Raw genomic sequence first — 23,102 nt, 5'->3', positions numbered from 1 at the left:
CGGACAGCCGCGAGCGCGCCCGCGATAGAATGTGGATCACGAAGGGTCTCCTTGAGTAGGGGAAAGGGGTGCAAGAACATATTCGCCGGTAGCATCGAGCCCGCGGACCTCGGCCAGTTCAGCGAGCCGCCTTCCGGTGCCGTCGCGCACAAGCACAGCAATCACGTCGATGGTCTCGGTGATCAGAGCACGCGGCACGGTGACCACGCTTTCCTGGATCAGCTGTTCGAGACGCCGAAGAGTGCTCAGTGCCGTTCCGGCGTGGATTGTCCCAATGCCGCCCGGATGACCGGTGCCCCAGGCCTTGAGCAGATCGAGCGCTTCGGCACCGCGCACCTCGCCAATCGGAATTCGGTCAGGCCGAAGGCGCAAGGCCGAGCGGACCAGATCGGACAAGGTGGCAACGCCGTCCTTGGTTCGTAGCGATACGAGATTGGGAGCGGCGCATTGCAGTTCGCGCGTATCCTCGATCAGGACAACACGGTCAGAGCTGGAAGCAACCTTGGCGAGCAATGCGTTGGTAAGCGTGGTCTTGCCGGTCGAAGTGCCGCCAGCGACCAGGATGTTCTTCCGCGACACAACGGCGTCGGCGAGCAAATCGGCCTGGGAGCCCGTCATGATGCCTGCGGCGACATAGTCGGCCAGTGTGAACACCGCCACAGCGGGCTTCCGAATGGCAAAACTGGGCGCTGCAACCACCGGTGGCAACAGTCCCTCAAAGCGTTCGCCGCCCTCGGGCAGCTCTGCTGAAACGCGCGGCGCTCCGGCATGGACTTCGGCACCGACATGATGCGCGACCAGCCGGATGATGCGCTCGCCGTCGGCGGCACCCATCAGGCAGTCGGTTGCGGCAAGACCTTCGCCGAGACGGTCGACCCAGAGCCGACCGTCGGGATTGAGCATCACCTCGATCACTGCTGGCTCTTTGAGCCAGCGCGCAATCTCTGCGCCCAGCGCCGTGCGCAACATGCGCGCGCCGCGCGATGAAGCTTCGGACCGGATCGGAATGACACTCATGGGCTGCCCCGGATTGCGGCAACCGACCACCGGCTGCGCTTGCGAGGCAGATCAAAGAGGCACTTTATTGCCGTTAGGCAACAAGTACTTGAGATGAGCGTAGCGTAGCGAAAAGAGAGAAAGGATTGGGGGAACGTGGGCCAGAAACAGACTGGCAGTAACGGAATCGTAGACCGTCAAAACAGACCTTTAACCGGCCAATTGTTGTGGATTCCTTTTGCCAACTTATTGGACATTGGCAGGTCAGCCATGCTGCCCAGGAGCCGACATTCATTCATGCTATCGCGATGGCTTGCCCTAGAACTTGGACTGCGGCTCGGGTACGTCTGGCTATGCACAGCAACCGTCCTTGTTTCGGGGAGAATATGTTGTATTTACTGACGTTTGAACAAGCTATCGCAGATTCTGAGCAGTTCTCGAAGCGACATCTGTTGCTGGGCAACGGCTTCAGTATCGCCTGCCGGGCCGATATATTCCACTACGGCTCTCTCTACGGTCAGGCCGATTTCTCCCATGCGCCTGAGGTGGAGGCGGTTTTCACGGCCCTCGACACTAAGGACTTCGAGGCGGTCATCCGCACTCTGGAAAGCGCTGCAACCATCTTGCCGGCATATGTTGCCGATGGCGGCGCGGCACCAACCAAGATGCTCCATCATGCCGCGATGCTGAAAGAGATTCTTGTTCAAACCATCGCAGGTAACCACCCACATTTGCCGTCCGACATACCCGATGCGAAGTTTTGGGCTTGCCGTCGGTTCCTTTCGCACTTCCTATCTGGTCAAAAGGCTGGCTGTGTTTTCACGCTCAACTACGACCTACTGCTATACTGGACGCTGATGCATGAGGATTTGCCGTTCGAGAATCCGGTTGATCTCGCCAAAAACGACAGCTTCGGCAACGACGAGGATGAGCCAAACGCGGAATATGTGGTGTGGCAGGGGGAGACGAGCGCGCACAGTGCCAACGTCATGTTCCTGCACGGTGCGCTGCACCTGTTCGATTCCGGCAAGGACCTTTTGAAATACACCTGGGTCCGCAAGGGTGTTCCGCTAATCGAGCAGGCGCGCGCTGCATTGGCCAATGACAAGTTTCCGCTGTTTGTGGCGGAAGGAACTAGCGCACAAAAGAAAGCCCGAATTCGACACAATGCTTATCTGTACCAGGGATTGAAGCAGTTCACCGCTAACGTGACGCAAGGCAAGCACTGCTGGTTCATTTTCGGGCATTCGCTGGCGGCAAACGACGATCACATTCTCACCCGGATCGGTCGCGGCCGGTTCAAAAAACTATACGTTGGCCTCTATGGTGATCCACTCGAGGCTTGGAACGAGGAGATAATCGGTCGCGCCAAGTGGCTGACGAGCCTTCGTCACGAAAAGTGGCCTTTGGAAGTCGAATTCTATCAGGCGGAGAGCGCACAAGTTTGGGCTTAGTGGCCGGAGGTGCCAACCTAGCGGTGGTTCAGAAATCGAGAGCGCCTCCCTGGTAGCTGCCATTCGTTTATGAGTCTCGCCCGACTAGCCAAAGGCCGAGTATAGGCTGCTTGCAGACTGTCATATTGAGGGATAATTTCGTCAAACGCTGACAAAGAATCGAGGTTTCGATATGGTTCATTAGCTTGCAAAGGCTTGGGGAAGTGCGTTGATAGCTAAGGACGACTCCGAAGAGGGGATGATCCAGTTCGCGATGGACCCTAGTGATATTGGCGCGCGGAAGCTTTCTGATTTTCGACTGCATGAGGCGATTCGGCAATCCGACCGAGGGCAATACCATGTTCAGGCGATCGCGGAGGCCGAATTTCGACGCCGCGAGGCGTGGCGGGCACCCGCCGGACGAGCATTCTGGATTTCGATTGCCTCGGCAGTAATTGCGCCTGGTGCCTTGGGAGTTGCGATCTTTAAGTAAGATCAAGACGGCGACCCTCACATATTATCTGTAATCAAAACAATGTGCAGCTTGTAGTTCTCACTATCCTCAAAAAGGAAAATTGATCGATAGGGGAGCCAACGACCGTTACGGCAATAATGTCATCATAATCTGATAGACGACTTCTCTTCGGGGTCGGGCCTATTGGCCCGTCAGTAGAACCCCGCCCATACCGGTAAATGACGGCCCTAGCCCGGCGGCGCTTGCGATGCCCTTGTCGATATGACCGAGGGGACGGCAGTGGCACCCCATCCACTCCGTGACGAGGCAAATGACGGTTACTAGCGCACCGGCATCCCGGGCGATCAGCGTGTCCGCGTTCTCATATCGGGTCCGGTAAGCTGGCTCGTTGGCGACAAATTGCAGGAATACGCCAACTGGTGGAAGTCCGAGTTCATCGAGGAAACTCCGCGCATTGAGAGACGCTTTCCCGGCGCCTGGCAGTTCAATAATCGCATGGTTGTCAGGATCGTGAAGGCCTTGCGGAGCATCGCCCGACACAGGCAGCACAATGACACGAATTCCATGGATACCGCCGGCCGATGGCGCGCTACGGCTTTCCCATCTACCGAACCTGCCGTCGGTTCGGCGCGTCCGCAATCTGGTCGTGTGATGGATAATCGTCCCCAGTTTCTCAGCGCTTAAATCCTCGGGAATGTGCCCATTGGCGCAGCCACTTTGGCGGTTGTCTAGAACATCGAGGAAATCGCGGGTCGGCAGCGATGGCTGCGCTACGAACCGGTGAATGACGGGCGCATGCGGCCAAGGCGGATCTTCCGCGATCGATGGCAGGATCGGGACGGGCTCCGAGTTAATAGGCCTCTCCGCCAAGAGCGTGGGTTACTTCGATATGCTTTACGCAGCCTCTGCATTGACCGCACGCTACGATCCCAATGTGACATGAATGGGCCCAGCCCAGCACCGCTGGATCAATCGTCGAGCGAGTAATGAGTTCTTCAGTCGTCAGGCTCAGAGCAGGAGCAATAATGCTCAATCCGCCTTCCTGCACAGCTAAAAGGGTATTCATGGCTTCGAAGAACTCTTTTCGGCCATCGGCGTGCGACCCATCTGTTGCAACCGTTGCGATCATCAGTTCTTTCACGCCAAGCGCGACGCAGCGCATTGCTGCCAAGGTAATGAGGAGTTGGTTTCGAAAGGGCCACCAGTCAGACACCGGCGCGAGATCGATCGGTTTTCCAATGGCCATGTCGCCAGAACCCAGAGCGCTGCAATCGGCTGCTATAACCTCGTGATCGATCCCAAGCATTTTGCTGATCTGCCGTGCTGCGGCGACTTCAGTGGCAGCGGCGAGCTGCCCGTAATTGATCGTGATGGCCACGTCAGGGCGCTTCCAAGCGGCAAGCGCTGTGGAATCCATACCGCCGGATAGCAGTAGCGCCTTCAAGGGAGAGCCCAGACCGACTGGTAGATCGCCGTTACGAAATTGTCGACGACCCTGCATCCTGAGCCTTCCACCATCTTGAGGTCTTCGGGTTTGACGTTCTGCGCGAGGGCAACAACCGGCTTACCCTTGGCCGTGGCATAACCGATCTCGAATATCGTCCCCGCGTCACCACCATTTAGGATTGCAAAAACACAATCGCATTCATCGAGCCCGTCAAGGTCGGCCTGGGCCACGACATCGGCCGGGCCGCGTCCAACATCGTGCAGCGGCGAGAATGTTTCGGCGCCCATATCACCAAGGCACTTACGGGCCTCCTCGATCATCCAAACCTCGCCAAGATTAAAGAAAGGACCAGCGATATAAATTTTGCCGTTGCCGGGAGTGACCGGGTCAACCTTGATGGCTTCGAGCTCTTCGCGTTCAGGAAGGAAGAGTGAGCGTTGTTCGGCATAAAGGCTGACAGATCGTGACGCTAAGTCAGCCGCTACCGCTGGCTCCAGATCATCGTGCGCCCAAAACTTGAGGAACGCTGCTGAAAAGACATCACCTGAACCGATCTTCCAAACATTGCCGCTGCGGTAAGCGGGCACCGGGCTGCGCTCGCTCCCGCACGCAACCATCGCGCCTCGGCTACCCATCTTGAGAACGACGACCTTTGCACCGTGATCGCGCAGCAGCGCGTCGACGATGTCATCCGGGGTCTCCTTAGCCGTTAGCTTCCGTCCTTCGAAAAGGTTCACAATTAGCGCAAGCTCATCTGCTTCTGATCCGTTAGCCTGAAACTTCTGGGGATCGAAAGCGGATTGCGGATCGTAAACTGCGCGTTTCGCTTTGACCCGTGCATCCCCCTCCAGCATACCAAATCGTAATACCGCGTCGTCCTCGACCTCAAGCGTTCCCAAGTTTTTAATGGCGTCGGGACGTGGCGTAATTCGCGGAACGGCTAGCGAATGCATATAATCGAACTCGATCGGCACGCCACCGACAGGTCCTTCAAGTCGCGCGCGAGTTGTAAACTGCAGGTTCGCAAGCGCATCTTCCAGAGCCGGCGGCCTAAATGAGTGCAACACCAGATCTGGTATCGCGCGTGAGAGGATTAGGGCGGCTCTTCCGGCGGAACCAAACACTTCGTCCCATTCTGGTTCGATGCAGCGCTCGACGTAAATGCCCCCTGTGATCGTGGTCATATTCGCTCGATCTGCACGGTCACTTGCCCGCCATTGATCTGAATTATCTCGGCTTCATAAGCGTTACCCGCCGTTATGCAGTTCGCAATGTTGAGTGCGCCCCTGTGCGTTAGCGATCCGGCCAGACCGTTTGGGGAATGCAATTCTACAGTTTGCCGAGGGGCAGAACCGCTCAGCGATACGGACAAGCGGCTTCCAACCGAAAGTCCTGAAATGATTGCCGGTTGCGGGCTGTTTATCGGAGCTCGCTCGTTGATGTCGCAGGCATCGCCGCTACCTGAACCGCCACTTCCAACACCACCACTTCCAACACCACCACTACCTCCGCCGCCGTGCCCACTACCGCCACTGCCCGACATATTCTCTACTCCCTGTGTAAAAATATTGAGCTGTATTCACGCAGATGTATCTGAGAATCAAGGAGAGTCTATCATGTTATTGCGAAGAACACGCATACACAGGTCATTTCAGCGCCAACTCTAATTGCGGCAACTTTGGAGTCGCCGGGGCTGGCTGCGAGCGTTTCACTCCTCGATTGGGCCGCGTAGTCATCCAAATGACTGAGTCCAGTATCGACGCCTTCGCCTTAATGTCTTTGGCAAAGTCCAGAAACAAACGCTCGATCTCGCCGTAGTGCTTTTCAACTGACAGGTCCTCCCCAAACAAGCCAAGGATGCGGCCTGTGCGAAGGATGTGAATGTCCAGAATGGCGACCTGATCGCTGCCGCGCCAGTTGCGCACTATCCACGATGCAGTTTTGGGACCGATCCCTTTAAGACTACATAGATTGTCTCTGAGATCTACATCATCTGCCTGATCATCGATCGTTGTTAGCTGTTGCATCGCTAACGCAAGATATCGGGATTTCTGCTTTGCAAACCGATACCTGACAGCTCTATCGTGCACCCACAGTGGCTCGATGAGCAGTTTTTCCACTTTGTCAGCATCCTTGAGAAGTTCCGGATCGTCAGAACCCACCTTTCTCAATCGCTCATAGGCAGCTAGTCCGACTTCGGCCGGAATGCCGTATCCGCCAAGTAAGCATGCAATAAGCTCTTCAGCGAGCGTGCGACCTAGCCGGTAATGCTCAGGCGCCTCTTTCTCCCATATCCAAGACTGCGAAGACCAATATGCCGGTGTCATCAGTATGCATGCATCACCCCATTCCAGACCTGTGCGTTCTAACCGCTGTTCCGGTGAAGGCAGGGTAACCGTAACGAATTCGCCATCGTGCAGATGATGAATGGACTGGCAAAAATATGTTTCTAAATGCATATATGCATTTTAGAGTATTGGTGATTCGCTGGCAATGGATGAGTTGATCGATAAGGTTGAAAACAGACGAAAAGCCGAAGGGTTGAGCCAGAGCGGGCTCGCCTCGGTTTTCGAGGTCTCGCAGGGCCACTATAGCAAGGTATCGGGCGGCCTTGTTCCGGCTGGAAAAAAGCTTCGCTTACGGATGAACGAATGGCTCAGCGGGCCAACGATCCGCTCCCGCCCCGTCAGTGAGCTAGAGGAACTGGCTAAGTCCATTCAGCGCGACACACGCCGCCTTATGCAATTGCTCCGAAATTGACGAAATGCATATTTAACGGACGTTTTTGGCATTGCTGCAATCAGGCGGTCCGGTCGCTATTGAGTGTCGCGATTGGCATGCCCGATTGCCGCCCCTAACGTCCAAAATTGGGGCGCTTAGCAGACCGGCAACTGCTGGGCCGCTTGCCGACTGGCAGCTTCTGAAAAGCGATGCCAGACTTGCGGGCGTTTACGAGCACAAACGGCCACGGCAGTTTCCGACCACACCCGGTCGCTCAGATTGGCTGCGTTGAACGTCATATCTAGCCGGAAGCGGTCGATCGTTTGGGGAAGCAGAAGGTCAGCAAAGCGCCCCAATATCGGCCGTTGGTGCGTTGAAATCCCACGCTAAATTCTAGCGGTTACCCTTTGCTCTATTGTGGGTGACGCAGAGCATCTCACAATTGGCGGCCGTCGTGGCGCCACCCTTACTCCATGCTTTAACGTGGTCGGCATCCATTTCGCCAAATGCCCAAATTTTCGCCTTGTTCGCGGAATTGCCAATCGCGCAGTGAGGGCAATTGGACACACCGTCCGCCTCTGCCTTCTTGGTCTGCTTGGCGTAAGCGGCTTGAGCCGTTGCCTTCTCGAACACGCGGATTTCAAGAAGCTTGGTATCTTGCTGCCCACCGAGGATGAACTCGAAGATGCCCTTTCGGTTCTTCACACAGGGATCGCCGTAGAGCCTCTTCAGATCAGCTGAGACTTTCGCAGGATCATAGGGGGTGTTGCGATGGGCCTCATAGAGACGCCCCCACTCGATGCCCGCCATTTCCTTCTCAACGTCACGGAAGACGGTGGACACCCAGTCGAGAACCGAGTTGAAGTAGTTCTTGAGTTCATCGATGTTGGCGCTCTGGCGATGACTGCTCATGTAGTCGCCAATGTTGCCCTTGCTTACCCAATCAAGCGCACACTCCAGAAATTCCTGCCGGTTGGCGCTGCCTTTGATGTATGCGCTCCACTTGGCAATGTTGGCGTTCTGGCTGTTACTGAACTCTGCCTTCGCAGCGGTCACGAATGGACCCGAGTAAATCGCATTCAACAATTCCTGCTCGTTCAGGGGGATGCCCGCGATGTTGATCGTTTGGAACCATTGCTTGATCTCGGTTTCCGTTCCCTCGCACTCATAGATGAGCAGAGGGGTCCGGAGGATCAAGTCCTGCTGATCCTTGGGAAGGCTATCAAAGTATTTGGGGTTGCCACTGTCCATGATGGCGAATTTGTTGGTCACAAACCGGCCAACACTGGTGATTCGCTGCTGCCCGTCTAGGACCTCAAACTGCGCGTCAGCTACCTTGTTGAAGTAAATTAGGCCGAGGGGGTAAGACTTTAGCACTGACGCGATTACTGCCTGCTCTGGCTTTCCGCCTTTGTCAGCGTAGATGAAGTTCCTCTGATACTCTGGCTGGATCGTGAGTTTTCCGGACAGCCCATGAATACCCTTACCCTCAAACTGGTTGTAGACGAAACCATCGCAAATCTGGCCAATGGTGATGTCGGTCCGAAGCTTAGTCTTCATTGGAAACTGCGCTCCTCTCTTGATTCCTGCGTATCAGAACCCGCTTGAATTTCTTCACTCCAGCGATGACACCTGAGGCGTTGAGATCATAGACGCCTTTCTTCCCAAATCGCTCAAGATACGCGGCCCGACATTCTACTGAAGTATACCATCGGGTGCGGTAGGGGTTGTCAGGGTTGTTAGATTCCGTGGTGCCCACAATCTGGAATTGGTCAGGATCGTGGTGGTCGAGGAACGTGATGGGAACGCCCATAACCCCGTCGTAATCACTGGGGATCGCCTTATAGGCAGGAACGTCAATGGCATCATAGTTGTCGTATCGGGCGTAAGCTTCTTCGCCTTTGGCATCGGAATTGAACCGCCGATTATCCTCCATGGTCATGAGGTTGAGCGGCTCGTGGCGTCGTCCATGGTCGAGATTGGTATACCACCTCACACCCTTCACCCTGATGTAGCGATTGCCGTCCTCATCAACGCGAAACCCAGCAGCCTCCAGTGGGTAGCTGTCGGGAACTCTGAATTCGCGATCACCGCTGTGAATGCTCTCTCCCAACCAAATTTGGTTGGCCATGATGTAGGGGAAAATCTCTTTGTAGGTCACCGCGTTAAAATTCCCGATGATGAGGAACTTCTTTTCGTGCTCGATCAGCTGCGCGATGTATTCGCGAAACAAGGAAAACGGTGGGTTCGTGACAACGATGTCCGCCTGCTTGAGAAGTTCAATGCACTCAGCACTCCTGAAGTCACCGCTGCCCTTAAGAGGGATCCGCTTATGGGGGTTCGCTTCAAGAAAGAGCTTCACATCCTCGATGTCGGTAGCCCCGTCATTATTGAGGTCTGTGACTTCCTCAATCTCAATCGCAATAGCTTCCGCCTTGTGGGTAAACTTGTCCCGATCCTCAAAGGTCAGCTGTTGGCCCGCAATTGGGGAGCCGTCATAGCTCGTAGAAATTAGCTTTCGCAGACCAAGGCGATTGAAGTTCGCAGCGAAGAACTTGAAGAAGTTGCTTTCAAAGGGATCGTCACAATTACAGTAGACGACTTTTCCTCGGAACGTCTTGGCATCATACTCAAGATACGCCTCCACTTCCTTCTGAATGTCGATGTATTGAGTGTAGAACTCATCCTTCTTGCCTGCCTTAGCGGCGCCAAGGCCTTCGTTCAGTGATTTGCTCATTTTCTCGGCCAGCTTGCGCGCCAACCTAAAACAGGCAGGCAGCGTGTGATAACAGGAACTTGGCTAGCAGCCTTCGGGAATGGGGCCAAGAGGCAGTGACAGGAGTGCGGCAGCACAGTAACGATAAAAAACGTCAGAGATGTTGCCAATTAAAATAGATCCCTTCGCTCGGTTGGATGTTTTCCCTAATTGGGGCTTCATGACCGCTATAACCATCCCGAACCATGAGATAGCAGATAGGATTTCCGCGGCCCAACCAACGGCCGGTTTCTGCGTGTCAGGCCGTTCCACGTAGTAAGGGGAATCGGCAGGAATGTCCCAGACTCGGCCTTTGAGACCTTATGGCAACTGACGTGACCCCCTGATTTTCCTCCAAGTTGGATTAGAGTCCGGCCCTGACAGAAGGACGGACGAGATGAAGAGAACGAGGTTTTCAGAAGAGCAGATCATCGGGGTGCTGAAGGAAGCCGAGGCGGGTGCGAAGACTGCCGACTTGGCCCGGCGACACGGTGTATCGGAAGCGACGATCTACAACTGGAAGTCGAAGTATGGTGGGCTGGAGGTGTCTGATGCCCGTCGGCTCAAGGAGCTGGAGAGCGAGAACGCCAAGCTCAAGCGGTTGCTGGCCGATGCGATGTTGGACAAGGCTGCGCTGAAGGATCTTCTGGCAAAAAATGTATGACCCGCCCTGTCCATGCAAGGGTCGATTGGTGTTGACGGTGCCAGTCTGCACAAATGTATCCGGCCTCTCGCGAGTGGGCCGCTGTTGCGGCCAGGCCTTGATGAGATCCGCGCGCCTCGTTCCCAGATAAATGCTTCGGGCTTTCTGCCCGCTTTTTTGACGGGGCTTACGATGCGCTGGTCCACTGTCTCGTCATCACTCTTACGAACCTCGCAGTTGGTGGCGGCGCCGTTCAGCCGAACGCTGGAACGCGCCGCTCGTAGGTGGCGCCCGGCTTGGTCAGAATCACCCAGACAACGCGAGCGATCTTGGCAGCCAGGGCGACCGTGACCTTGTTCTTGTGCATCCTGCTCTCAAGCCCGTCGAGCCATGGGCCCAAGCGGTCCCTGCTTCTATCGAGATGTGTAACACAGGATCGAGCACCATGGACGATCATCCTTCGCAGGTATTTATTGCCGCGCTTGCTGATGCCAAGCAGCTTAGTCTTCCCGCCGGTCGAGTGTTCGCGCGGCACTAGACCGAGCCAGGCAGCGAGATCACGTGCCCTGCGGAACTGACGTCCCGACCCTGCCGCCGCCAGCAGAGCGGTCGAGGCCAGCGGTCCGATGCCCGGCACAGTCATCAGGCGCCGTGCGGTATCGCTGCGCGCGGCGATGGCTTCGATCTCGTGGTTCATGGCTGTGATGCGCTGTTCGAGTTCCATCATCTCGCCGTGAACCTCCGTCAGGATCCGGCGCATCGAAGGGGTGAGCTCGTTGGTCTCATCCGCAAGCACGCGCGGTATCTCGGCCTTGAACTTGCCTGCGCCCTGATGGATCGCGATACCATACTCGAGACAGAAGGCGCGCATCTGGCTGATCAGCCTCGTTCGATGGGCGATCATCCGGTCTCGCACCCGGTGGAGTGCTTGCAGGTCGATCTGCTCCGGTGTCCTTATCTCTACGAAGCGCATCGTCGGCCTAGTGACGGCTTCCGCAATGGCTTCCGCGTCGATGATGTCGTTCTTGTTCGACTTTACGAAGGGCTTCACGAATTGTGCCGGCACGATCCTAACTGTGTGCCCCATCCCTAGCAGCTTGCGCGCCAGCCACTGCGAACCGGGGCATGCTTCCATCCCGACCAGAACCGGCGACGCGCGTTCGAAAAACTGCAGCAACGTCTCCCGCCTGAATGTCGCCTTCTGGATCGGTGCATGGGCCGCATCGAGGCCGACAACGTGAAAGACTGTTTTGCCAATGTCGATGCCGAAGACGGCTGCATCTCTTGGTTGGTTGCGTATGCTCATAATTACCTCCTTCTCAGTCCGCCGAATGTGCATGGAAGGACAGGGCGGGTCATCCCATTAGTTCTGACGCCCGCCGCGCAGCGGGAAGCTGTCGCTCATCTTCAGGCATGCCACGGGATGAGCGAGCGACGGGCGTGCCGTGTCATCGATGCCGATCGCAAGAGCGTGCGTTACCGTTCCACCCGGGACGATGATGCCGGTCTGCGAGAGAAGCTGCGGGAGCTGGCCAACCAGCGTCGCCGGTTCGGCTATCGCCGTCTGCATATCCTGCTGCGCCGGGAGGGGATCATGATCAACCGGAAGAAGACCCAGAGGCTCTACAAGGAGGAAGGCTTGGCGGTGAGGCGTCGACGCAGCCGCAGGCGCGCAGTCGGCACGAGGGCACCTGCTCCGGTGCTGGCGCTGCCGAACCAGCGCTGGAGCCTCGACTTCGTTCACGATCAGATGGCGTCTGGCAGGCGGTTCCGCGTACTCAACGTCGTTGATGACGTGACGAGGGAGTGTCTCGCAGCGGTGCCGGATACCTCGATCTCTGGTCGCCGTGTCGTTCGCGAGCTGACCGAGCTGATCGCCCAGCGTGGCAAGCCCGGCATGATCGTCAGCGACAACGGAACCGAGCTCACCAGCAACGCCGTGCTGGCATGGTGCGGCGAGATCGGCGTCGAGTGGCATTATATCGCGCCCGGAAGGCCGATGCAGAATGGCTATGTCGAGAGCTTCAACGGTCGGATGCGGGACGAACTGCTCAACGAGACGCTGTTCTTGAGCATGGCCCATGCCCGTGTCGAGATCGCCGCCTGGGTGGATGATTACAACCGGGAGCGACCGCACTCATCGCTTGGCTACGCAACACCGGCGGCGTTCGCCGCCGAACTGGATAAGCAACGGCCTGCTTCGCTACGCCCTCCGGGCTCCGCTGCGCAGCCCATTGCTTCAACCGCGCTCATGCGCAACAACGCGGCCAGGCTCTAATCCCAGCTGGGGGAAAGCTGGGGGTCACGTCACAACCATGTCCGCTTTCGGGCGATCGTCAGGCGATTCACTATGTCCGAGATTGGGGCGCTTAGCGGACTTTCTCATCAACGAAGTGTGAGAGACGCTGACCACTTTCAATGCGGCGGGACAACGCTTGGATAAAATGCTCGAATCGTTGCTCACCAGCACCCTTGGCAGCAGCCGTTACTTCGTCTGGCATCGAGGGCGTCACTCCGAGCCAGAAGCGCACAAACAAGGCAACGGCCTCATTCCCGACCTCGACGTGATAATCGAGCTTGTCCATTTGCCGCGAAATCCGGTCCAAGCGCCGACTAAAGGCCGCCTCCATCCTCTCGGACCCATCCGGCGAGAGAAACGATGCAACCGCTGCCTCGACCACCGACGCCTGTGACACGCGCTTGCGCCCCGCATAGTCGGCAAGTTGCCGCGAAAGGTCGGGCGGCAACCGAAAGGTGTGCTTGATCCGATTGCCCTTGCTCAAAGTTCGATCCCGTCATTCGGATCAAGCGCCGCGCGCCTGGCGTTGGCGCGCATCTGGTCGGCCATTCGGCGAGTGGTGCTCGCGATGTCAGCATCGCTCCTCTCCTCAAAATCGAATTCATTGCGCACGGGTGCAGCTGCTGGCGCGATGTCTTCGTGCTCAGGCAATTCCGGTTCACGCCGAATTCCACCTTCGGCCTCATCATCCTGCCACTCGGGCTGGCTGACAGAGCTGTCCTCCCGAGGCACAGCTTTCGCAATCCTGCCTTTCCAATCGCTGGCATTACCTTTCTCGTCCGACTGCTGCGGGGTCGGTGGCGCTTCGATCCGCTTCTTAAGCCGCGGATCGGCATAGTAGCGCGCCTTCTTCGCGCGGATGGGATGCGCGCCTGCCAGCATCACGATTTCATCAGTATCGGGCAGTTGCATGATCTCGCCCTGGGTCAGCAGAGCCCGCGCGGTTTCGGAGCGCGAGACCATCAGATGACCAAGCCATGGCGACAGCCTGTGTCCGGCATAGTTCTTCATCGCCCGCATTTCGGTGGCAGTGCCGAGCGATTCCGAGACGCGCTTGGCGGTGCGTTCGTCATTGGTGGCGAAGCAGACCCGCACATGGCAATTGTCGAGGATCGCGTTGTTCTGACCGTAGGCTTTTTCGATCTGGTTCAATGACTGCGCAATCAGGAAGGACTTGATCCCATAGCCTGCCATGAAGGCAAGCGCGCTCTCGAAGAAGTCAAGGCGGCCAAGCGCCGGGAACTCGTCAAGCATCAGGAGCAGCCGCTGCCGGTCCGCGCCTTCGGCAAGATCTTCGGTCAGGCGGCGACCAAGCTGGTTGAGGATCAGGCGAATGAGCGGCTTGGTCCGGCTGATGTCGGACGGCGGCACGACAAGGTACAGCGTGACCGGGCGGTTCGCATCAACCAGATCGGCGATCCGCCAGTCGCATTGCCTTGTGACTTTCGCAATCACCGGATCGCGGTAGAGGCCAAGGAAGGACATAGCCGTTGAGAGAACGCCCGAACGTTCATTCTCGGACTTGTTGAGCAATTCACGGGCGGCGCTTGCTACGACCGGATGCACGCCATCATCGCCTAGATGCGGGGTCATCATCATGGCTGCGAGCGTTGCTTCGATCGAGCGCTTGGGATCGGACAGGAAGGCCGCGACCCCTGCCAGGGTCTTGTCGGCTTCGGCATAGAGCACATGCAGGATGGCCCCGACCAGCAGCGCATGGCTGGTCTTTTCCCAATGGTTGCGGCGCTCGAGCGAGCCTTCCGGATCTACCAGCACATCGGCGATGTTCTGGACATCGCGCACCTCATTGATCCCGCGCCGCACCTCCATCAGCGGATTGTAGGCCGCCGAGGCCTCATTGGTCGGGTCGAACAGCAGCACGCGGCTGAAATTCGAGCGAAAGCCTGCGGTCAGATCCCAGTTCTCACCCTTGATATCGTGGACAATCGCAGAGTGCGGCCAGGTCAGCAGTGTCGGGATGACCAGCCCCACGCCTTTGCCACTGCGGGTTGGCGCGAAGCAGAGCACATGCTCTGGACCGTCATGGCGCAGATAAAGATTAGCGTGTTGGCCGATGACGACGCCCTTGCCCGCAAGCAGGCCTGCCTTGGTAATCTCGGCCCGGGTTGCCCAGCGCGCCGAGCCATAGGTGGCGCTGTTCCTAATCTCGCGGGCGCGCCAGACCGACATGGCGATCGCCACCACTACTGAGGCGAGGCCGCCGGAGGCTGCGATCATGCCGCCGGTTTCGAAGATGCGCGGCGCATAGGCCTCAAAGCTGAACCACCACCAGAAGATGGCATAGGGCGGATAGACGGGCACACCGAAGGCTTCGAACCAGGCTGGCCCCAGTTCGGGCTGGAAGCCAAGCGCCGCCGCTGTCCATTGCGTGCTGGCCCAGATGCCTGCCAACGTCAGGGCGAACACGGCGAGGATTTGGCCCCACAGGATTTTGGTTGCCGACATGGTGCCTCCTTTCGGGAGGCAGCAGGCCCAATGAGGTCTGTAATTCAAGCGCTGCGCTTGGGAAGCGCAGTCTGGCGCAGGCAAAGAAACGGGCGGCTAGATGGCTTCCCAAGCGAACTCCGGCTCGCCGGACCATGTCAGACGGTACATGGCACCCTGCACGACCGACTGCACGACATTGGGCCAGAGTGCGGCAATGCAGGTTCCTCCTGCGTGGCGAACCGAGGGATAGATGATCCCATTATGCCCTTTGCCGCGCGCCTCTGCCGCCAGAGCATTGCCCGCCGGATAGCCCTTGGCAGCATCGGGATCGAGGCTGGGATGATCGGGAAAGCCGCGCAGGTCGATGAACACACCCGACATGCTGGCGACCATCTCGCCATATTCGACAATTGCATTGAAATCGCCCGCATCGGCGAGCGCCTTAGTCAGGTGATGGCCGACTTCGGCGATACAGGTCTCGACCACTAGCGCGGCATACCATGCACCGCGATTGGCCGGATTGAAGCGACCCGGCTCACGCGGCTTGGCATAGGCGAAGCTGGCATTGATGAATTTGGCATGCGGCACGCCGTGAACCAGCTCATCGGCGGTCAGCCCGCCAAGCCCGCGTTCCTCGGCGATCAGCCTCCCGCTTGTCGCGCCCTCGATCTCAGCCAGCAAGGCAAGATCGTCGTCATCGTCAGCAAGAGCCGACATGACCGCTTCGCGCAACCGCGCGCTTGGCACGAGCCTCACGGTCCGCTCGAAGGCTTCGCGTATTGTTGTAAGCTCGGCCGGTGGCAGGTCGGCCTCGCCCTCAGAGCCCGCCACGAAGCGCGTCGATATATTGCCGGGTTTCCAGCATGCGCGGGATGCCGCCATCGATCATTGCTTGAACAGGTGACAACCGGTCGAATACCGGGGCCTTGTTTGCAAGCTTCGGCCAGCGATCGGCCATGCCGTCGGCGAACAGCAGGTGCAGTCCCTTGAACAGGCCGATCAGCGCCGAAGCGCGGGTCAGTTGGTCCTGGCTCAGCGTGCCTTCCCATGTTCTCGCCTTCATCCGGTCCCAAGTGCTTTCCGACACACCGAGCAGCGCAGCGCCTTCGGCGTTGCTGCCACCCCAGGCATCGACAAGCCTCAGCACGGCCTTGACCGCCGCGCCGGTCAGGCGGCGGCGATCATCATCGCCTGCAAAGGTTTGAAGTCCGCGCGGGGCTTCGACTTGTTCAAACGCTGCACTCGCCATATCGCTTCTCCTGATGCGTTTATAAGCATCAGATGGTGCTTTTGTCAAGATTTGTGTCATTGGCCTATCTCCTCAGATTGCCGGGCCGCGCGAGCGGGCAAAGCTCCAGTCGACGCCGCCGCGCGGGTTGATCCTGCCGGCAACGGCCTGCCCCAGATGGCGGTCCATATCCTGCCGCCAGGGCACGAGCTGGAAACCCATGCCATTGTCGATCATGGCAAAGCGACCAGACGCGAGCGTCACCCTCTCACGGTAGGTGCCAGCGACATGGTCGCCCGCGCTGACGGGCTGAGCGATACCACCGTGGCGTGCGGTCAAAGCCTTGCCTGCGTCGGCCAGTTCGCGGTCTCGCAGCGTATCGAGCAGACCGCGCGCAAAGACGATGCGCTGCCCCTGACGATTGGCGAGGCCTTCATCGATCAAGCCCTCCGACCGTTGCTCCAGTGCGTCGCGAACCTCCGATCCGAATCCGCCCGAGAGCGTTTCGGGTCGCGGCGATACCAGCTGCCGGTCGAGCCATGTTGCACCGCGCGCACGGATCTGTGCCTCGATGGAAAGGTCGGACCGGACCAGCAGGCTGGCCTGCTGCCGACCTTTGCGATCAGTCCAGCTGCTGGCCTGGACGATCGCGCCCGGCGCAGCGTCAGTGGTCTGATCGATATCGGGAAAACGCAGATGATGTGTGCGGCCATCCGTGCCATCGATGATTGCATAGGCCTCGCCGGTCAGTTCATCATGCAACCCGCGTTCGACGAGCCTGCCGATGACACGCTCGCCACCGGTTCGTCCATGCAAGGCGATGCGCTCGGGATCGATGGTCAGACCGTGGCCGGTCATGGCGCGGTGCATAGTCTTGATGATGTCGCCGCGATCACCCAGTTCGCGCAGTGTCGGCTCGGCATCCGCAGCCAGCGTCCAACTAGCTGGACCGACACGCTCTGCCAGGCCCATTCGTTCGAGTGTCTGCGCACGACCTAGCAGCAGACTGCGATCCTTGCGCGTCCCTGCTCCCTCGGGGCGCAGATCTACCACGCCAAGATCGTCTCGTTGCCGTTGCAATCGGCGGTCGAGCGAAGTCCAGCGTTCGGCGTCGACCTCACGCCTAAGAGAGTTCTGAATGTCGCGCTCGCTGCGCGGGCCGAGTTCCACCGTCACCCGCTCTTCGGCCCGGGCGCGGAGGCCCTCGCTGATATAGGCGCGGTCGATCACGAGGTCCTTACCGTCACTGGCCACGCCCCGGACCAGCACATGGATATGCGGGTTGTCGGTGTTCCAGTGATCGACTGCGACCCAATCTAGCTGTGTATCCAGATCGCTCGCCATGTCGTCCATCATCTCGCGCGTGAAAGCGCGCAGGTCCGCCATCTCGCTGGCATCCTCAGGCGAGACGATGAAGCGGAAGTGATGCCGGTCGTCCTCGCAGCGCTCGGCGAAGGCTTCGCCATCGGCTCGGTCCGACCCGGCATCGAACATCTCGCCGTCCGATCCATCACGGGTGACACCGTCGCGTTCAAGATAGGCGATGTGGCGCGCGAGCGGTGCGGAACGAAACGATGTGCCTCTATGGCGGACAACGCGAGCTTTGATGACGACGCGCCGCTGGAAAGCACTGCGGCGACGCTGGAGCGCTGCGCGCTTGCCGCGCCCCAAATGCCCGGTGCCGCCACCTGACCTTCTGCGACCGAGCGGCGTGTAGCCTGCCCGGCGCGAGACCTGGAGCACGCGGCCGACCAGCGTGTTGGCTTTGCGGTAGGAGCCCGCTCCGCTGTCGCGCGAGCGGCCCGGGCGGATGTCGAAGTCGCCATCAGCCATGTGGAAGGAAGCCTGGCGACGGCGCATTGGCCGTTGAAATCGTGGCGAAATTCGCCAGAAGCGACGGCAGGGCATATGTAAAGACGGCGCAAATTGCTGAACAAAACCAACCACCTGCACCCCGGCCGACGGCGGTGCTTTTATCTCGCCATCCTCCTTTCCCCTTTCTGACGCTTCCCACCATCCTTCGCCCAGCTTCGCCAAAGGACGAAGCCGGGCGCGAGAGCATGATTGCGGGCATCATTGATCGCTGACTGTGGAGACAGGTGCGAAGAGGTCGTGCGAAGGCTGATCGGCACGCGCGAACGGATTGGTCGGAGCTTGCTGTTCGTTGGCTTCTGCTGGGATTAATGGTGTAGCCGTTTGGGCAGTAAATGCGGGCAACGTTTCGCTCATCGGTGGCTGGTTCGCTGCAACGAAAATGCGTTCCGCCTGCAGCATGGGCACAATCTTGGCGACATACCGACGCGTTTCGAGCGGGAGCGAACGCCGTCCTGCACGCCATGCCTCATACCGTCCCGGTCCAGCATTATAGGCCGCAAGGAAACCCGGTGCGCCGTAGCGGTCATACATTTCCCGCAGGTAAGATGTTCCTGCCATGATGTTGTCACGCGGATCGAAGGGATCGCTGCCGAGCGCAAACCGGTCGCGCTGGCGCGCCCAGGTTCCGGGCATCAGCTGCATCAAGCCCATGGCACCGGCGGATGACACGGCGCGCGTCCGGCCTGCGCTTTCGATGCGGATCACTGCATAGATCCAGTGCTCAGGAATACCAAAGCGCTGTGCAGCTTCGCGCACATGGACGTCGATATCGATGCGCTGTGCTTGCGAAGTGGTTGAACCTGTCTGCGCATGGATTGAAGCCGGGTAGGCGCAGACCAGTGCAGCCAAGGCCGCAAAGAGCAGTCGATGGTCACGCATCGCTCAGTCCTTCGCTTCGCGGCGCGAGGGGCGCGACCACATCAGCACATAGGTGCGCGCGTCCGACTGGAACAAATTTGCGCGCAGCGGTTGCATGAGCGCCGGATCGTCGATCAGGACCGCGACATAGGCACCCGCCTTGTCGCCGACGCGCTTCCAGCCTGCTCCGACCTCGAAGGCGGTATCGCCCTCGCCGGCCATGATGCGGTAGTCCGGTGCGTTCTCGGCGTCGCCGGGCTCGGCAGGGACAATGGTCAATGCACTGTCGATCGTCAGCGTTTGCAGGCGTCCTTCGAAGCCATCGGGGCGCGCGGTGAATGTGCCGATACATGTCATGCTTTGGTCTCCTTGTTGTCGTTGGGGTTGATATTGGGGATTGGGGTCAAATGCGGACGTGCGAACCAGACATGCTCGCCGTTGCCCGCTTCGTCGGTCCAGACAGGGTTTGCGCGTCCGATCACTTGGGCGCGCGCAATCGGCCCAAAGTAGCGCCCGTCAAAGCTGCCGGGCACGCTCCTGTTCATGACAAAAATTTCATCAGCGCCGATAATTTGGCAGCCCTGCCAGTCGGGCAGCGGGCGCGCCCGGCTGTCGAGCGCACGGGCTTCGCCCGCCGGTTCGCCATTGATCGTGATGACGAGGCCACGGCGGCAAACGATGTCGCCGCGCAGCGCCGCGACCTCCTTCAGCAGCGGGACACCGGAGGGTAGATAGCCGCGCTCAGCGAGATAGGTGCGGAGCCCGGGCGGCGGATCGATGGCCACCCGCTCTCTGACATGGAGGCTAGCTGTCCCGCGAATATGGTAGAGCCCGGTCGGCACGCTGGCGGTCGCATTCCAGAGGAGAATTCGCGACATGGGCAGAGCAGCACTCAGCAGTGCCGCCGCCGCAACTGTGCCTGCCACAAGGATCGTTCGCCGCTTCATGATTGCAGTTTCCGGCGACGCAGCCATGCAAGGTGGCGGCTCTTTGCATAGCAGCGCGGCTGCATTCCCGCTGCCAGCCTGTTGTGCATATGCCGCCAGTGATCGGGTGCGACTTCGCACGGATCGTGGCCCGCCTGTTCGATGGCGTCGATCAGTTCAAAGGTCTGGCGAACCTTTGGCCAGCCTCGAACCGACAGCAGGATTTCGCCGCCAGGGTCGACTTGCGGCACGGTGGTGAAGGCTTCGCCGCTGGCGACTGCGCGCACGATATCGAGCGTTGAACGAAGGGTGCCGTAATCATTGGAGGCCCAGCGAACCAAAGCGAACACCTGACCCGGCGCATAGCTCTCGATGCGGGTGCGGCGATCCAGAATGCGTTCGGCAACCGGCTTCCCAAAGCGCAGCCAGTCTTCGCGCACGCCTTGCTGCCACACCAGCGTGACATGGGTGAGCGGCGGATTGCCATTCTGAATGCACTGATTGGTAGAGGGAGGCTCCGCCGCGCCCCCTGTGCACAGGCGCCGCGCCGTTAGCAGGAATCTGGAAGATTCCTTGTTAGGATAGTTAAGGGGCGCAGCAGCCCAGCATTTCTGCGGGTTTGGGCTCGGTTTCGGTTCCCGATAGTCCGAACTTGCGGTTCCTGATCGACCGAGCGCGTGGGTTCCTGATAGTCCGAACATCACACCGACTTGTCCACAGGGGTCATGCCGATCCGCCGCATCGCGGCATCGAAAGGATCGACGGGGAGGCGGACGAAATTCAGTCGCTCGCAGCCTAACTGATGCTCGAGGGTCAGGGTGTAGCCCGGCAGCGGCTGACGCCGAACGATATCGCGCAACTCGAACGCGAAGCGCTTCAGCGGCGAGAGCGCACCTGATTTCAGATGCAAATGGGCGATATCGAAACTCCACCCGCCCTTTTGCCTGCCGCCATGCTTGCGCACGATGCGGTAGAGCCAGCGTTCGAGCCCGCCGGTCAGCTGGAAATAGGCCGGGTCAATCGTCAGCACGAGCGCCCGGTCGAGCACGCCTTCATAGAACCAGTCGGGCACAATCATCTCGATACCGAGCGCGCGGCCATTGGCATCGAGGCGCTCGCGCCATTCGTTGATCCAGGAGAAGCGGTGACGGCGGCGTGCACCAAGTTGGCGGATCGATGTGGCGACGGTGGTTGATTGCAGCCGGTCGAGCGCGGCCTTCAACCGGTCATAGCCCGCCTTGCCGGTTCCGCGCCGGGTGAAGGCAAGAATTTCATGCGGCGTAGCGGCGATCAGCCGCGAGGTGGGTCTCCCGGCATCGCGCGCCTCGACGATCTGGCTCGCCACCCAGATCAGCACATCGGCATCCCATATCGTCGCCATGCCGTGTTCGGCGGTGGCTTCGACGAGGATCGCGACCTCGCCCATACGAAAATCGATCGGTTTGACGCGCTTCGACTTGGCGAGACTGAAGAAAGGCCAGGCCATCAGGTCCTGCGCATCGCGTGCCGCGATATCGCCTCCGGCCCCGACGAACAGATCGAGCTGCTGCGTGGCGCTGGAGAGAGACGGGGCAGAAGTCTGGCGGGTAGGCATAGCCTGACCTTCAGCGCCGCACGGGACCGGAATAGCCGTCGATCCGCTTGGCGGGATGGACCACACCCCTGCCCGGATCGCTGGTCGAGCGGCGCAGGCCCTGCTCGGCCCAACTATCGAGATCGTCGAGCCGGTAGACAATCCGCCCACCGAGCTTGCGATAGACTGGCCCGGTGCCAAAGCAGCGATGCTTTTCGAGCGTGCGCGGCGAAAGACCCAGATGCACGGCGGCATCGGGTGTGCGCAGATAGCGGGGGCGGATCGGGGCGGGAACGGCGTCCATGGAATATCTCCGCTTAAGACAGGTTGCTGCAGCGCAGAGCTGCTGGTTGCGGAGAGATGTGGCGCAGCGCGGCGCGGCGAAGGGAGTGACCAAATGTAGGTGGCCAAAGCTGTCACCCCCATCAGATGGAGCGATCAAAACCGGGAAAGGCGCGGTAGCCGCCGCCGCGCAATTTCAGTGCCGTTCGCAGCAGACGCAGCACATGGCGTTTTTCGCCCGAGGCCTTCCATTCAGCGCCTCTAAGAAGGCGGGAATTGGGATAGACGAGAGTGAAGGCAAGCTCACGGATGGTGGCACCGGCTTCGCGAGCATCGAGCATCGCCAGCATGTTGGCCAGCCTGCGGCGCTGGTATTCGCTTGGCGAGCTATTGGAAGTTTGAAGCGCAGCCCGTTGACCTGCGCAGGCAAGCTGAAAGCGATAAAGGGCCTCGGATCGCAAGGAGGCGAGCGCATCATCTGGGATAAGAAAGGCAGGCGAAAATCCGACTGCCAGATCCGATTGCCAAAGCCGATAGCGGCCAACAGCACTGGTCAGAACGTAGTGCAGTCCGTCCGAACATGCACAGCTATGAACCGCATTGCAGGGAATGTCCGAGAGCAAGCGTTCGGCAGGTTCGGTTCCTGTCTGGATAATAGTGGTGCCAAGCACCTCGGGCGACCAATGCGCCGGTTCATCCTTCGCCGATTTTGCCGGATCGCAGGGGAAAGCTCAGGCCCCATCGCCGAGCCAGGCCCTCCCTTTCTTCCTGTGCCTTTGCCGGATCGGCGAGGGCGCAATGCTCTGTCTGATTGTATTCGCGGACATAGTCGGGGTTGCGGCGCAGGAATTCCTGCGCGAAATCCGCATGGTCATGGGTCTCGAAGCGCTCGGCATAGTCGGCTGAGCGCCAGGAGCCTTCTCCCGACATTGCAACCTCCTTTGGCAGAGGGCAGCTTGGCCAGGCTGAAATGTTTGAGAGAATTGAAGAATCGGGAAGTATCCGAAATTTCTTATCGCTGCTCTTCGCAGCGGCACAAGCAAACGCGTGAAATTACCTAGAATTGCACAAAGATGAAATTGGCTCGCAATTAGGGTCCAGACCCATAAACAGGATTCCCAGCAGCGCCCTAATGTGATTCAT

At 59.1% G+C, this 23,102-nt stretch carries 24 protein-coding genes and 2 pseudogenes; 5 read left to right on the top strand and 21 right to left on the bottom strand.

Features of this window, described 5'->3' with window-relative positions:
• Positions 1 to 36: 36 nt before the first annotated feature.
• Positions 37 to 1,017, bottom strand: coding sequence for a P-type conjugative transfer ATPase TrbB (gene trbB / locus ACGHU1_RS16355; protein ID WP_390588672.1), 981 nt, complete (start codon positions 1,015 to 1,017; stop codon positions 37 to 39).
• Positions 1,018 to 1,382: 365 nt separating this feature from the next.
• Between trbB and ACGHU1_RS16350 the strand changes: the two genes are divergently transcribed.
• The gene (locus ACGHU1_RS16350) at positions 1,383 to 2,450 is read left to right on the top strand and encodes a DUF4917 family protein (protein WP_390588669.1); all 1,068 of its coding nucleotides are present in this window, start codon (positions 1,383 to 1,385) and stop codon (positions 2,448 to 2,450) included.
• A gap of 634 nt (positions 2,451 to 3,084) precedes the next feature.
• Here the strand turns inward: ACGHU1_RS16350 and ACGHU1_RS16345 are convergent.
• From ACGHU1_RS16345 to ACGHU1_RS16330, 4 genes are all read right to left on the bottom strand, one after another.
• Positions 3,085 to 3,774, bottom strand: a complete 690-nt coding sequence (locus tag ACGHU1_RS16345; protein ID WP_390588666.1) for a hypothetical protein — start codon at positions 3,772 to 3,774, stop codon at positions 3,085 to 3,087.
• Positions 3,755 to 4,405: a 7-cyano-7-deazaguanine synthase gene (locus tag ACGHU1_RS16340; RefSeq protein ID WP_390588664.1), complete on the bottom strand. Its 651-nt coding sequence runs from the start codon at positions 4,403 to 4,405 to the stop codon at positions 3,755 to 3,757. Before ACGHU1_RS16340 ends, ACGHU1_RS16345 begins: the two co-directional genes overlap by 20 nt.
• The gene (locus ACGHU1_RS16335; protein ID WP_390588660.1) at positions 4,345 to 5,535 is read right to left on the bottom strand and encodes a PfkB family carbohydrate kinase; all 1,191 of its coding nucleotides are present in this window, start codon (positions 5,533 to 5,535) and stop codon (positions 4,345 to 4,347) included. The genes ACGHU1_RS16340 and ACGHU1_RS16335 overlap by 61 nt, the downstream gene beginning before the upstream one ends.
• 462 nt (positions 5,536 to 5,997) lie before the next feature.
• Positions 5,998 to 6,810 carry a hypothetical protein gene (locus ACGHU1_RS16330; RefSeq protein ID WP_390588657.1) on the bottom strand — a complete coding sequence of 271 codons (813 nt, stop codon included), beginning with the start codon at positions 6,808 to 6,810 and terminating at the stop codon, positions 5,998 to 6,000.
• 34 nt (positions 6,811 to 6,844) lie between these two features.
• On the opposite strand from ACGHU1_RS16330, the gene ACGHU1_RS16325 reads away from it, so the two are divergent.
• Positions 6,845 to 7,111 carry a hypothetical protein gene (locus ACGHU1_RS16325; RefSeq protein WP_390588654.1) on the top strand — a complete coding sequence of 89 codons (267 nt, stop codon included), beginning with the start codon at positions 6,845 to 6,847 and terminating at the stop codon, positions 7,109 to 7,111.
• A gap of 354 nt (positions 7,112 to 7,465) precedes the next feature.
• On the opposite strand, the gene ACGHU1_RS16320 is transcribed toward ACGHU1_RS16325, so the two are convergent.
• A complete protein-coding gene (locus ACGHU1_RS16320; RefSeq protein ID WP_390588652.1) occupies positions 7,466 to 8,632 on the bottom strand; it encodes an HNH endonuclease family protein in 1,167 nt (388 codons plus the stop codon).
• A complete protein-coding gene (locus ACGHU1_RS16315; RefSeq protein WP_390588649.1) occupies positions 8,622 to 9,809 on the bottom strand; it encodes an adenine-specific methyltransferase EcoRI family protein in 1,188 nt (395 codons plus the stop codon). The genes ACGHU1_RS16320 and ACGHU1_RS16315 overlap by 11 nt, the downstream gene beginning before the upstream one ends.
• Positions 9,810 to 10,224: 415 nt before the next feature.
• Here ACGHU1_RS16315 and ACGHU1_RS16310 point away from each other — a divergent pair.
• Positions 10,225 to 10,488 (top strand): annotated as a pseudogene (locus ACGHU1_RS16310) (transposase); the annotation flags it as partial.
• Between the two features lie 235 nt (positions 10,489 to 10,723).
• Here ACGHU1_RS16310 and ACGHU1_RS16305 read toward each other — a convergent pair.
• On the bottom strand, positions 10,724 to 11,776 hold the full coding sequence (locus ACGHU1_RS16305) for an IS110 family transposase (protein ID WP_048884335.1): 1,053 nt from the start codon (positions 11,774 to 11,776) through the stop codon (positions 10,724 to 10,726).
• Between the two features lie 60 nt (positions 11,777 to 11,836).
• Between ACGHU1_RS16305 and ACGHU1_RS16300 the strand changes: the two are divergent.
• A pseudogene (locus ACGHU1_RS16300) lies at positions 11,837 to 12,748 on the top strand (IS3 family transposase); the annotation flags it as partial.
• A 91-nt stretch (positions 12,749 to 12,839) separates the two neighbouring features.
• Here ACGHU1_RS16300 and ACGHU1_RS16295 read toward each other — a convergent pair.
• The 5 genes from ACGHU1_RS16295 to ACGHU1_RS16275 all read right to left on the bottom strand — a co-directional run bounded on the left by ACGHU1_RS16295 (position 12,840) and on the right by ACGHU1_RS16275 (position 18,278).
• Complete coding sequence (locus ACGHU1_RS16295) at positions 12,840 to 13,253, bottom strand: CopG family transcriptional regulator (RefSeq protein WP_390588646.1); 414 nt, start codon at positions 13,251 to 13,253, stop codon at positions 12,840 to 12,842.
• On the bottom strand, positions 13,250 to 15,235 hold the full coding sequence (locus tag ACGHU1_RS16290) for a conjugal transfer protein TraG (protein WP_390588644.1): 1,986 nt from the start codon (positions 15,233 to 15,235) through the stop codon (positions 13,250 to 13,252). Before ACGHU1_RS16290 ends, ACGHU1_RS16295 begins: the two co-directional genes overlap by 4 nt.
• A 96-nt stretch (positions 15,236 to 15,331) precedes the next feature.
• On the bottom strand, positions 15,332 to 16,099 hold the full coding sequence (locus ACGHU1_RS16285; protein ID WP_390588641.1) for an RES family NAD+ phosphorylase: 768 nt from the start codon (positions 16,097 to 16,099) through the stop codon (positions 15,332 to 15,334).
• Positions 16,035 to 16,466, bottom strand: a complete 432-nt coding sequence (locus ACGHU1_RS16280; protein WP_390588638.1) for an antitoxin Xre-like helix-turn-helix domain-containing protein — start codon at positions 16,464 to 16,466, stop codon at positions 16,035 to 16,037. Before ACGHU1_RS16280 ends, ACGHU1_RS16285 begins: the two co-directional genes overlap by 65 nt.
• A 72-nt stretch (positions 16,467 to 16,538) precedes the next feature.
• Positions 16,539 to 18,278: a relaxase/mobilization nuclease domain-containing protein gene (locus ACGHU1_RS16275; RefSeq protein ID WP_390588635.1), complete on the bottom strand. Its 1,740-nt coding sequence runs from the start codon at positions 18,276 to 18,278 to the stop codon at positions 16,539 to 16,541.
• 26 nt (positions 18,279 to 18,304) lie between these two features.
• On the opposite strand from ACGHU1_RS16275, the gene ACGHU1_RS16270 reads away from it, so the two are divergent.
• Positions 18,305 to 18,532 (top strand): hypothetical protein, encoded by a 228-nt coding sequence (locus ACGHU1_RS16270; protein ID WP_390588632.1) that lies wholly within the window; start codon positions 18,305 to 18,307, stop codon positions 18,530 to 18,532.
• Here the strand turns inward: ACGHU1_RS16270 and ACGHU1_RS16265 are convergent.
• The 8 genes from ACGHU1_RS16265 to ACGHU1_RS16230 form a co-directional block, all read right to left on the bottom strand.
• Positions 18,519 to 19,199 carry a lytic transglycosylase domain-containing protein gene (locus ACGHU1_RS16265; RefSeq protein WP_390588629.1) on the bottom strand — a complete coding sequence of 227 codons (681 nt, stop codon included), beginning with the start codon at positions 19,197 to 19,199 and terminating at the stop codon, positions 18,519 to 18,521. The genes ACGHU1_RS16270 and ACGHU1_RS16265 overlap by 14 nt on opposite strands.
• Before the next feature lie 3 nt (positions 19,200 to 19,202).
• Positions 19,203 to 19,535: a DUF736 domain-containing protein gene (locus ACGHU1_RS16260; protein WP_390588626.1), complete on the bottom strand. Its 333-nt coding sequence runs from the start codon at positions 19,533 to 19,535 to the stop codon at positions 19,203 to 19,205.
• The gene (locus ACGHU1_RS16255; RefSeq protein ID WP_390588624.1) at positions 19,532 to 20,152 is read right to left on the bottom strand and encodes a S26 family signal peptidase; all 621 of its coding nucleotides are present in this window, start codon (positions 20,150 to 20,152) and stop codon (positions 19,532 to 19,534) included. The genes ACGHU1_RS16260 and ACGHU1_RS16255 overlap by 4 nt, the downstream gene beginning before the upstream one ends.
• Positions 20,122 to 20,544 carry a DUF2840 domain-containing protein gene (locus ACGHU1_RS16250; protein ID WP_390588622.1) on the bottom strand — a complete coding sequence of 141 codons (423 nt, stop codon included), beginning with the start codon at positions 20,542 to 20,544 and terminating at the stop codon, positions 20,122 to 20,124. Before ACGHU1_RS16250 ends, ACGHU1_RS16255 begins: the two co-directional genes overlap by 31 nt.
• Positions 20,545 to 20,804: 260 nt before the next feature.
• Positions 20,805 to 21,698, bottom strand: coding sequence for a replication initiator protein A (locus ACGHU1_RS16245; RefSeq protein WP_390588619.1), 894 nt, complete (start codon positions 21,696 to 21,698; stop codon positions 20,805 to 20,807).
• A 10-nt stretch (positions 21,699 to 21,708) separates the two neighbouring features.
• On the bottom strand, positions 21,709 to 21,981 hold the full coding sequence (locus ACGHU1_RS16240) for a helix-turn-helix transcriptional regulator (protein ID WP_390588617.1): 273 nt from the start codon (positions 21,979 to 21,981) through the stop codon (positions 21,709 to 21,711).
• A gap of 121 nt (positions 21,982 to 22,102) precedes the next feature.
• Positions 22,103 to 22,630 carry a DUF2285 domain-containing protein gene (locus ACGHU1_RS16235; RefSeq protein ID WP_390588614.1) on the bottom strand — a complete coding sequence of 176 codons (528 nt, stop codon included), beginning with the start codon at positions 22,628 to 22,630 and terminating at the stop codon, positions 22,103 to 22,105.
• A 22-nt stretch (positions 22,631 to 22,652) separates the two neighbouring features.
• Positions 22,653 to 22,889: a transcriptional regulator domain-containing protein gene (locus ACGHU1_RS16230; protein ID WP_390588611.1), complete on the bottom strand. Its 237-nt coding sequence runs from the start codon at positions 22,887 to 22,889 to the stop codon at positions 22,653 to 22,655.
• Between the last annotated feature and the right edge of the window lie 213 nt (positions 22,890 to 23,102).

It is taken from the genome of Erythrobacter sp. MTPC3 (genome assembly GCF_042854385.1).
In the GTDB taxonomy this organism is placed as follows: Bacteria; Pseudomonadota; Alphaproteobacteria; order Sphingomonadales; family Sphingomonadaceae; genus Erythrobacter.
Note: the sequence above shows the minus strand (reverse complement) of the source record. Positions and strands in the feature narration are given on the sequence as shown.

What these genes read in the sequence shown, in the direction of transcription:
- trbB (WP_390588672.1), bottom strand. Translation starts at nt 1,017, where the DNA reads ATGAGTGTCATTCCGATCCGGTCCGAAGCTTCATCGCGCGGCGCGCGC.
- ACGHU1_RS16350 (WP_390588669.1), top strand. Translation starts at nt 1,383, where the DNA reads ATGTTGTATTTACTGACGTTTGAACAAGCTATCGCAGATTCTGAGCAG.
- ACGHU1_RS16340 (WP_390588664.1), bottom strand. Translation starts at nt 4,405, where the DNA reads ATGCAGGGTCGTCGACAATTTCGTAACGGCGATCTACCAGTCGGTCTG.
- ACGHU1_RS16335 (WP_390588660.1), bottom strand. Translation starts at nt 5,535, where the DNA reads ATGACCACGATCACAGGGGGCATTTACGTCGAGCGCTGCATCGAACCA.
- ACGHU1_RS16330 (WP_390588657.1), bottom strand. Translation starts at nt 6,810, where the DNA reads ATGCATTTAGAAACATATTTTTGCCAGTCCATTCATCATCTGCACGAT.
- ACGHU1_RS16325 (WP_390588654.1), top strand. Translation starts at nt 6,845, where the DNA reads ATGGATGAGTTGATCGATAAGGTTGAAAACAGACGAAAAGCCGAAGGG.
- ACGHU1_RS16320 (WP_390588652.1), bottom strand. Translation starts at nt 8,632, where the DNA reads ATGAAGACTAAGCTTCGGACCGACATCACCATTGGCCAGATTTGCGAT.
- ACGHU1_RS16315 (WP_390588649.1), bottom strand. Translation starts at nt 9,809, where the DNA reads ATGAGCAAATCACTGAACGAAGGCCTTGGCGCCGCTAAGGCAGGCAAG.
- ACGHU1_RS16305 (WP_048884335.1), bottom strand. Translation starts at nt 11,776, where the DNA reads ATGAGCATACGCAACCAACCAAGAGATGCAGCCGTCTTCGGCATCGAC.
- ACGHU1_RS16290 (WP_390588644.1), bottom strand. Translation starts at nt 15,235, where the DNA reads ATGTCGGCAACCAAAATCCTGTGGGGCCAAATCCTCGCCGTGTTCGCC.
- ACGHU1_RS16285 (WP_390588641.1), bottom strand. Translation starts at nt 16,099, where the DNA reads ATGGCGGCATCCCGCGCATGCTGGAAACCCGGCAATATATCGACGCGC.
- ACGHU1_RS16280 (WP_390588638.1), bottom strand. Translation starts at nt 16,466, where the DNA reads ATGGCGAGTGCAGCGTTTGAACAAGTCGAAGCCCCGCGCGGACTTCAA.
- ACGHU1_RS16275 (WP_390588635.1), bottom strand. Translation starts at nt 18,278, where the DNA reads ATGGCTGATGGCGACTTCGACATCCGCCCGGGCCGCTCGCGCGACAGC.
- ACGHU1_RS16265 (WP_390588629.1), bottom strand. Translation starts at nt 19,199, where the DNA reads ATGCGTGACCATCGACTGCTCTTTGCGGCCTTGGCTGCACTGGTCTGC.
- ACGHU1_RS16260 (WP_390588626.1), bottom strand. Translation starts at nt 19,535, where the DNA reads ATGACATGTATCGGCACATTCACCGCGCGCCCCGATGGCTTCGAAGGA.
- ACGHU1_RS16255 (WP_390588624.1), bottom strand. Translation starts at nt 20,152, where the DNA reads ATGGCTGCGTCGCCGGAAACTGCAATCATGAAGCGGCGAACGATCCTT.
- ACGHU1_RS16245 (WP_390588619.1), bottom strand. Translation starts at nt 21,698, where the DNA reads ATGCCTACCCGCCAGACTTCTGCCCCGTCTCTCTCCAGCGCCACGCAG.
- ACGHU1_RS16240 (WP_390588617.1), bottom strand. Translation starts at nt 21,981, where the DNA reads ATGGACGCCGTTCCCGCCCCGATCCGCCCCCGCTATCTGCGCACACCC.
- ACGHU1_RS16230 (WP_390588611.1), bottom strand. Translation starts at nt 22,889, where the DNA reads ATGTCGGGAGAAGGCTCCTGGCGCTCAGCCGACTATGCCGAGCGCTTC.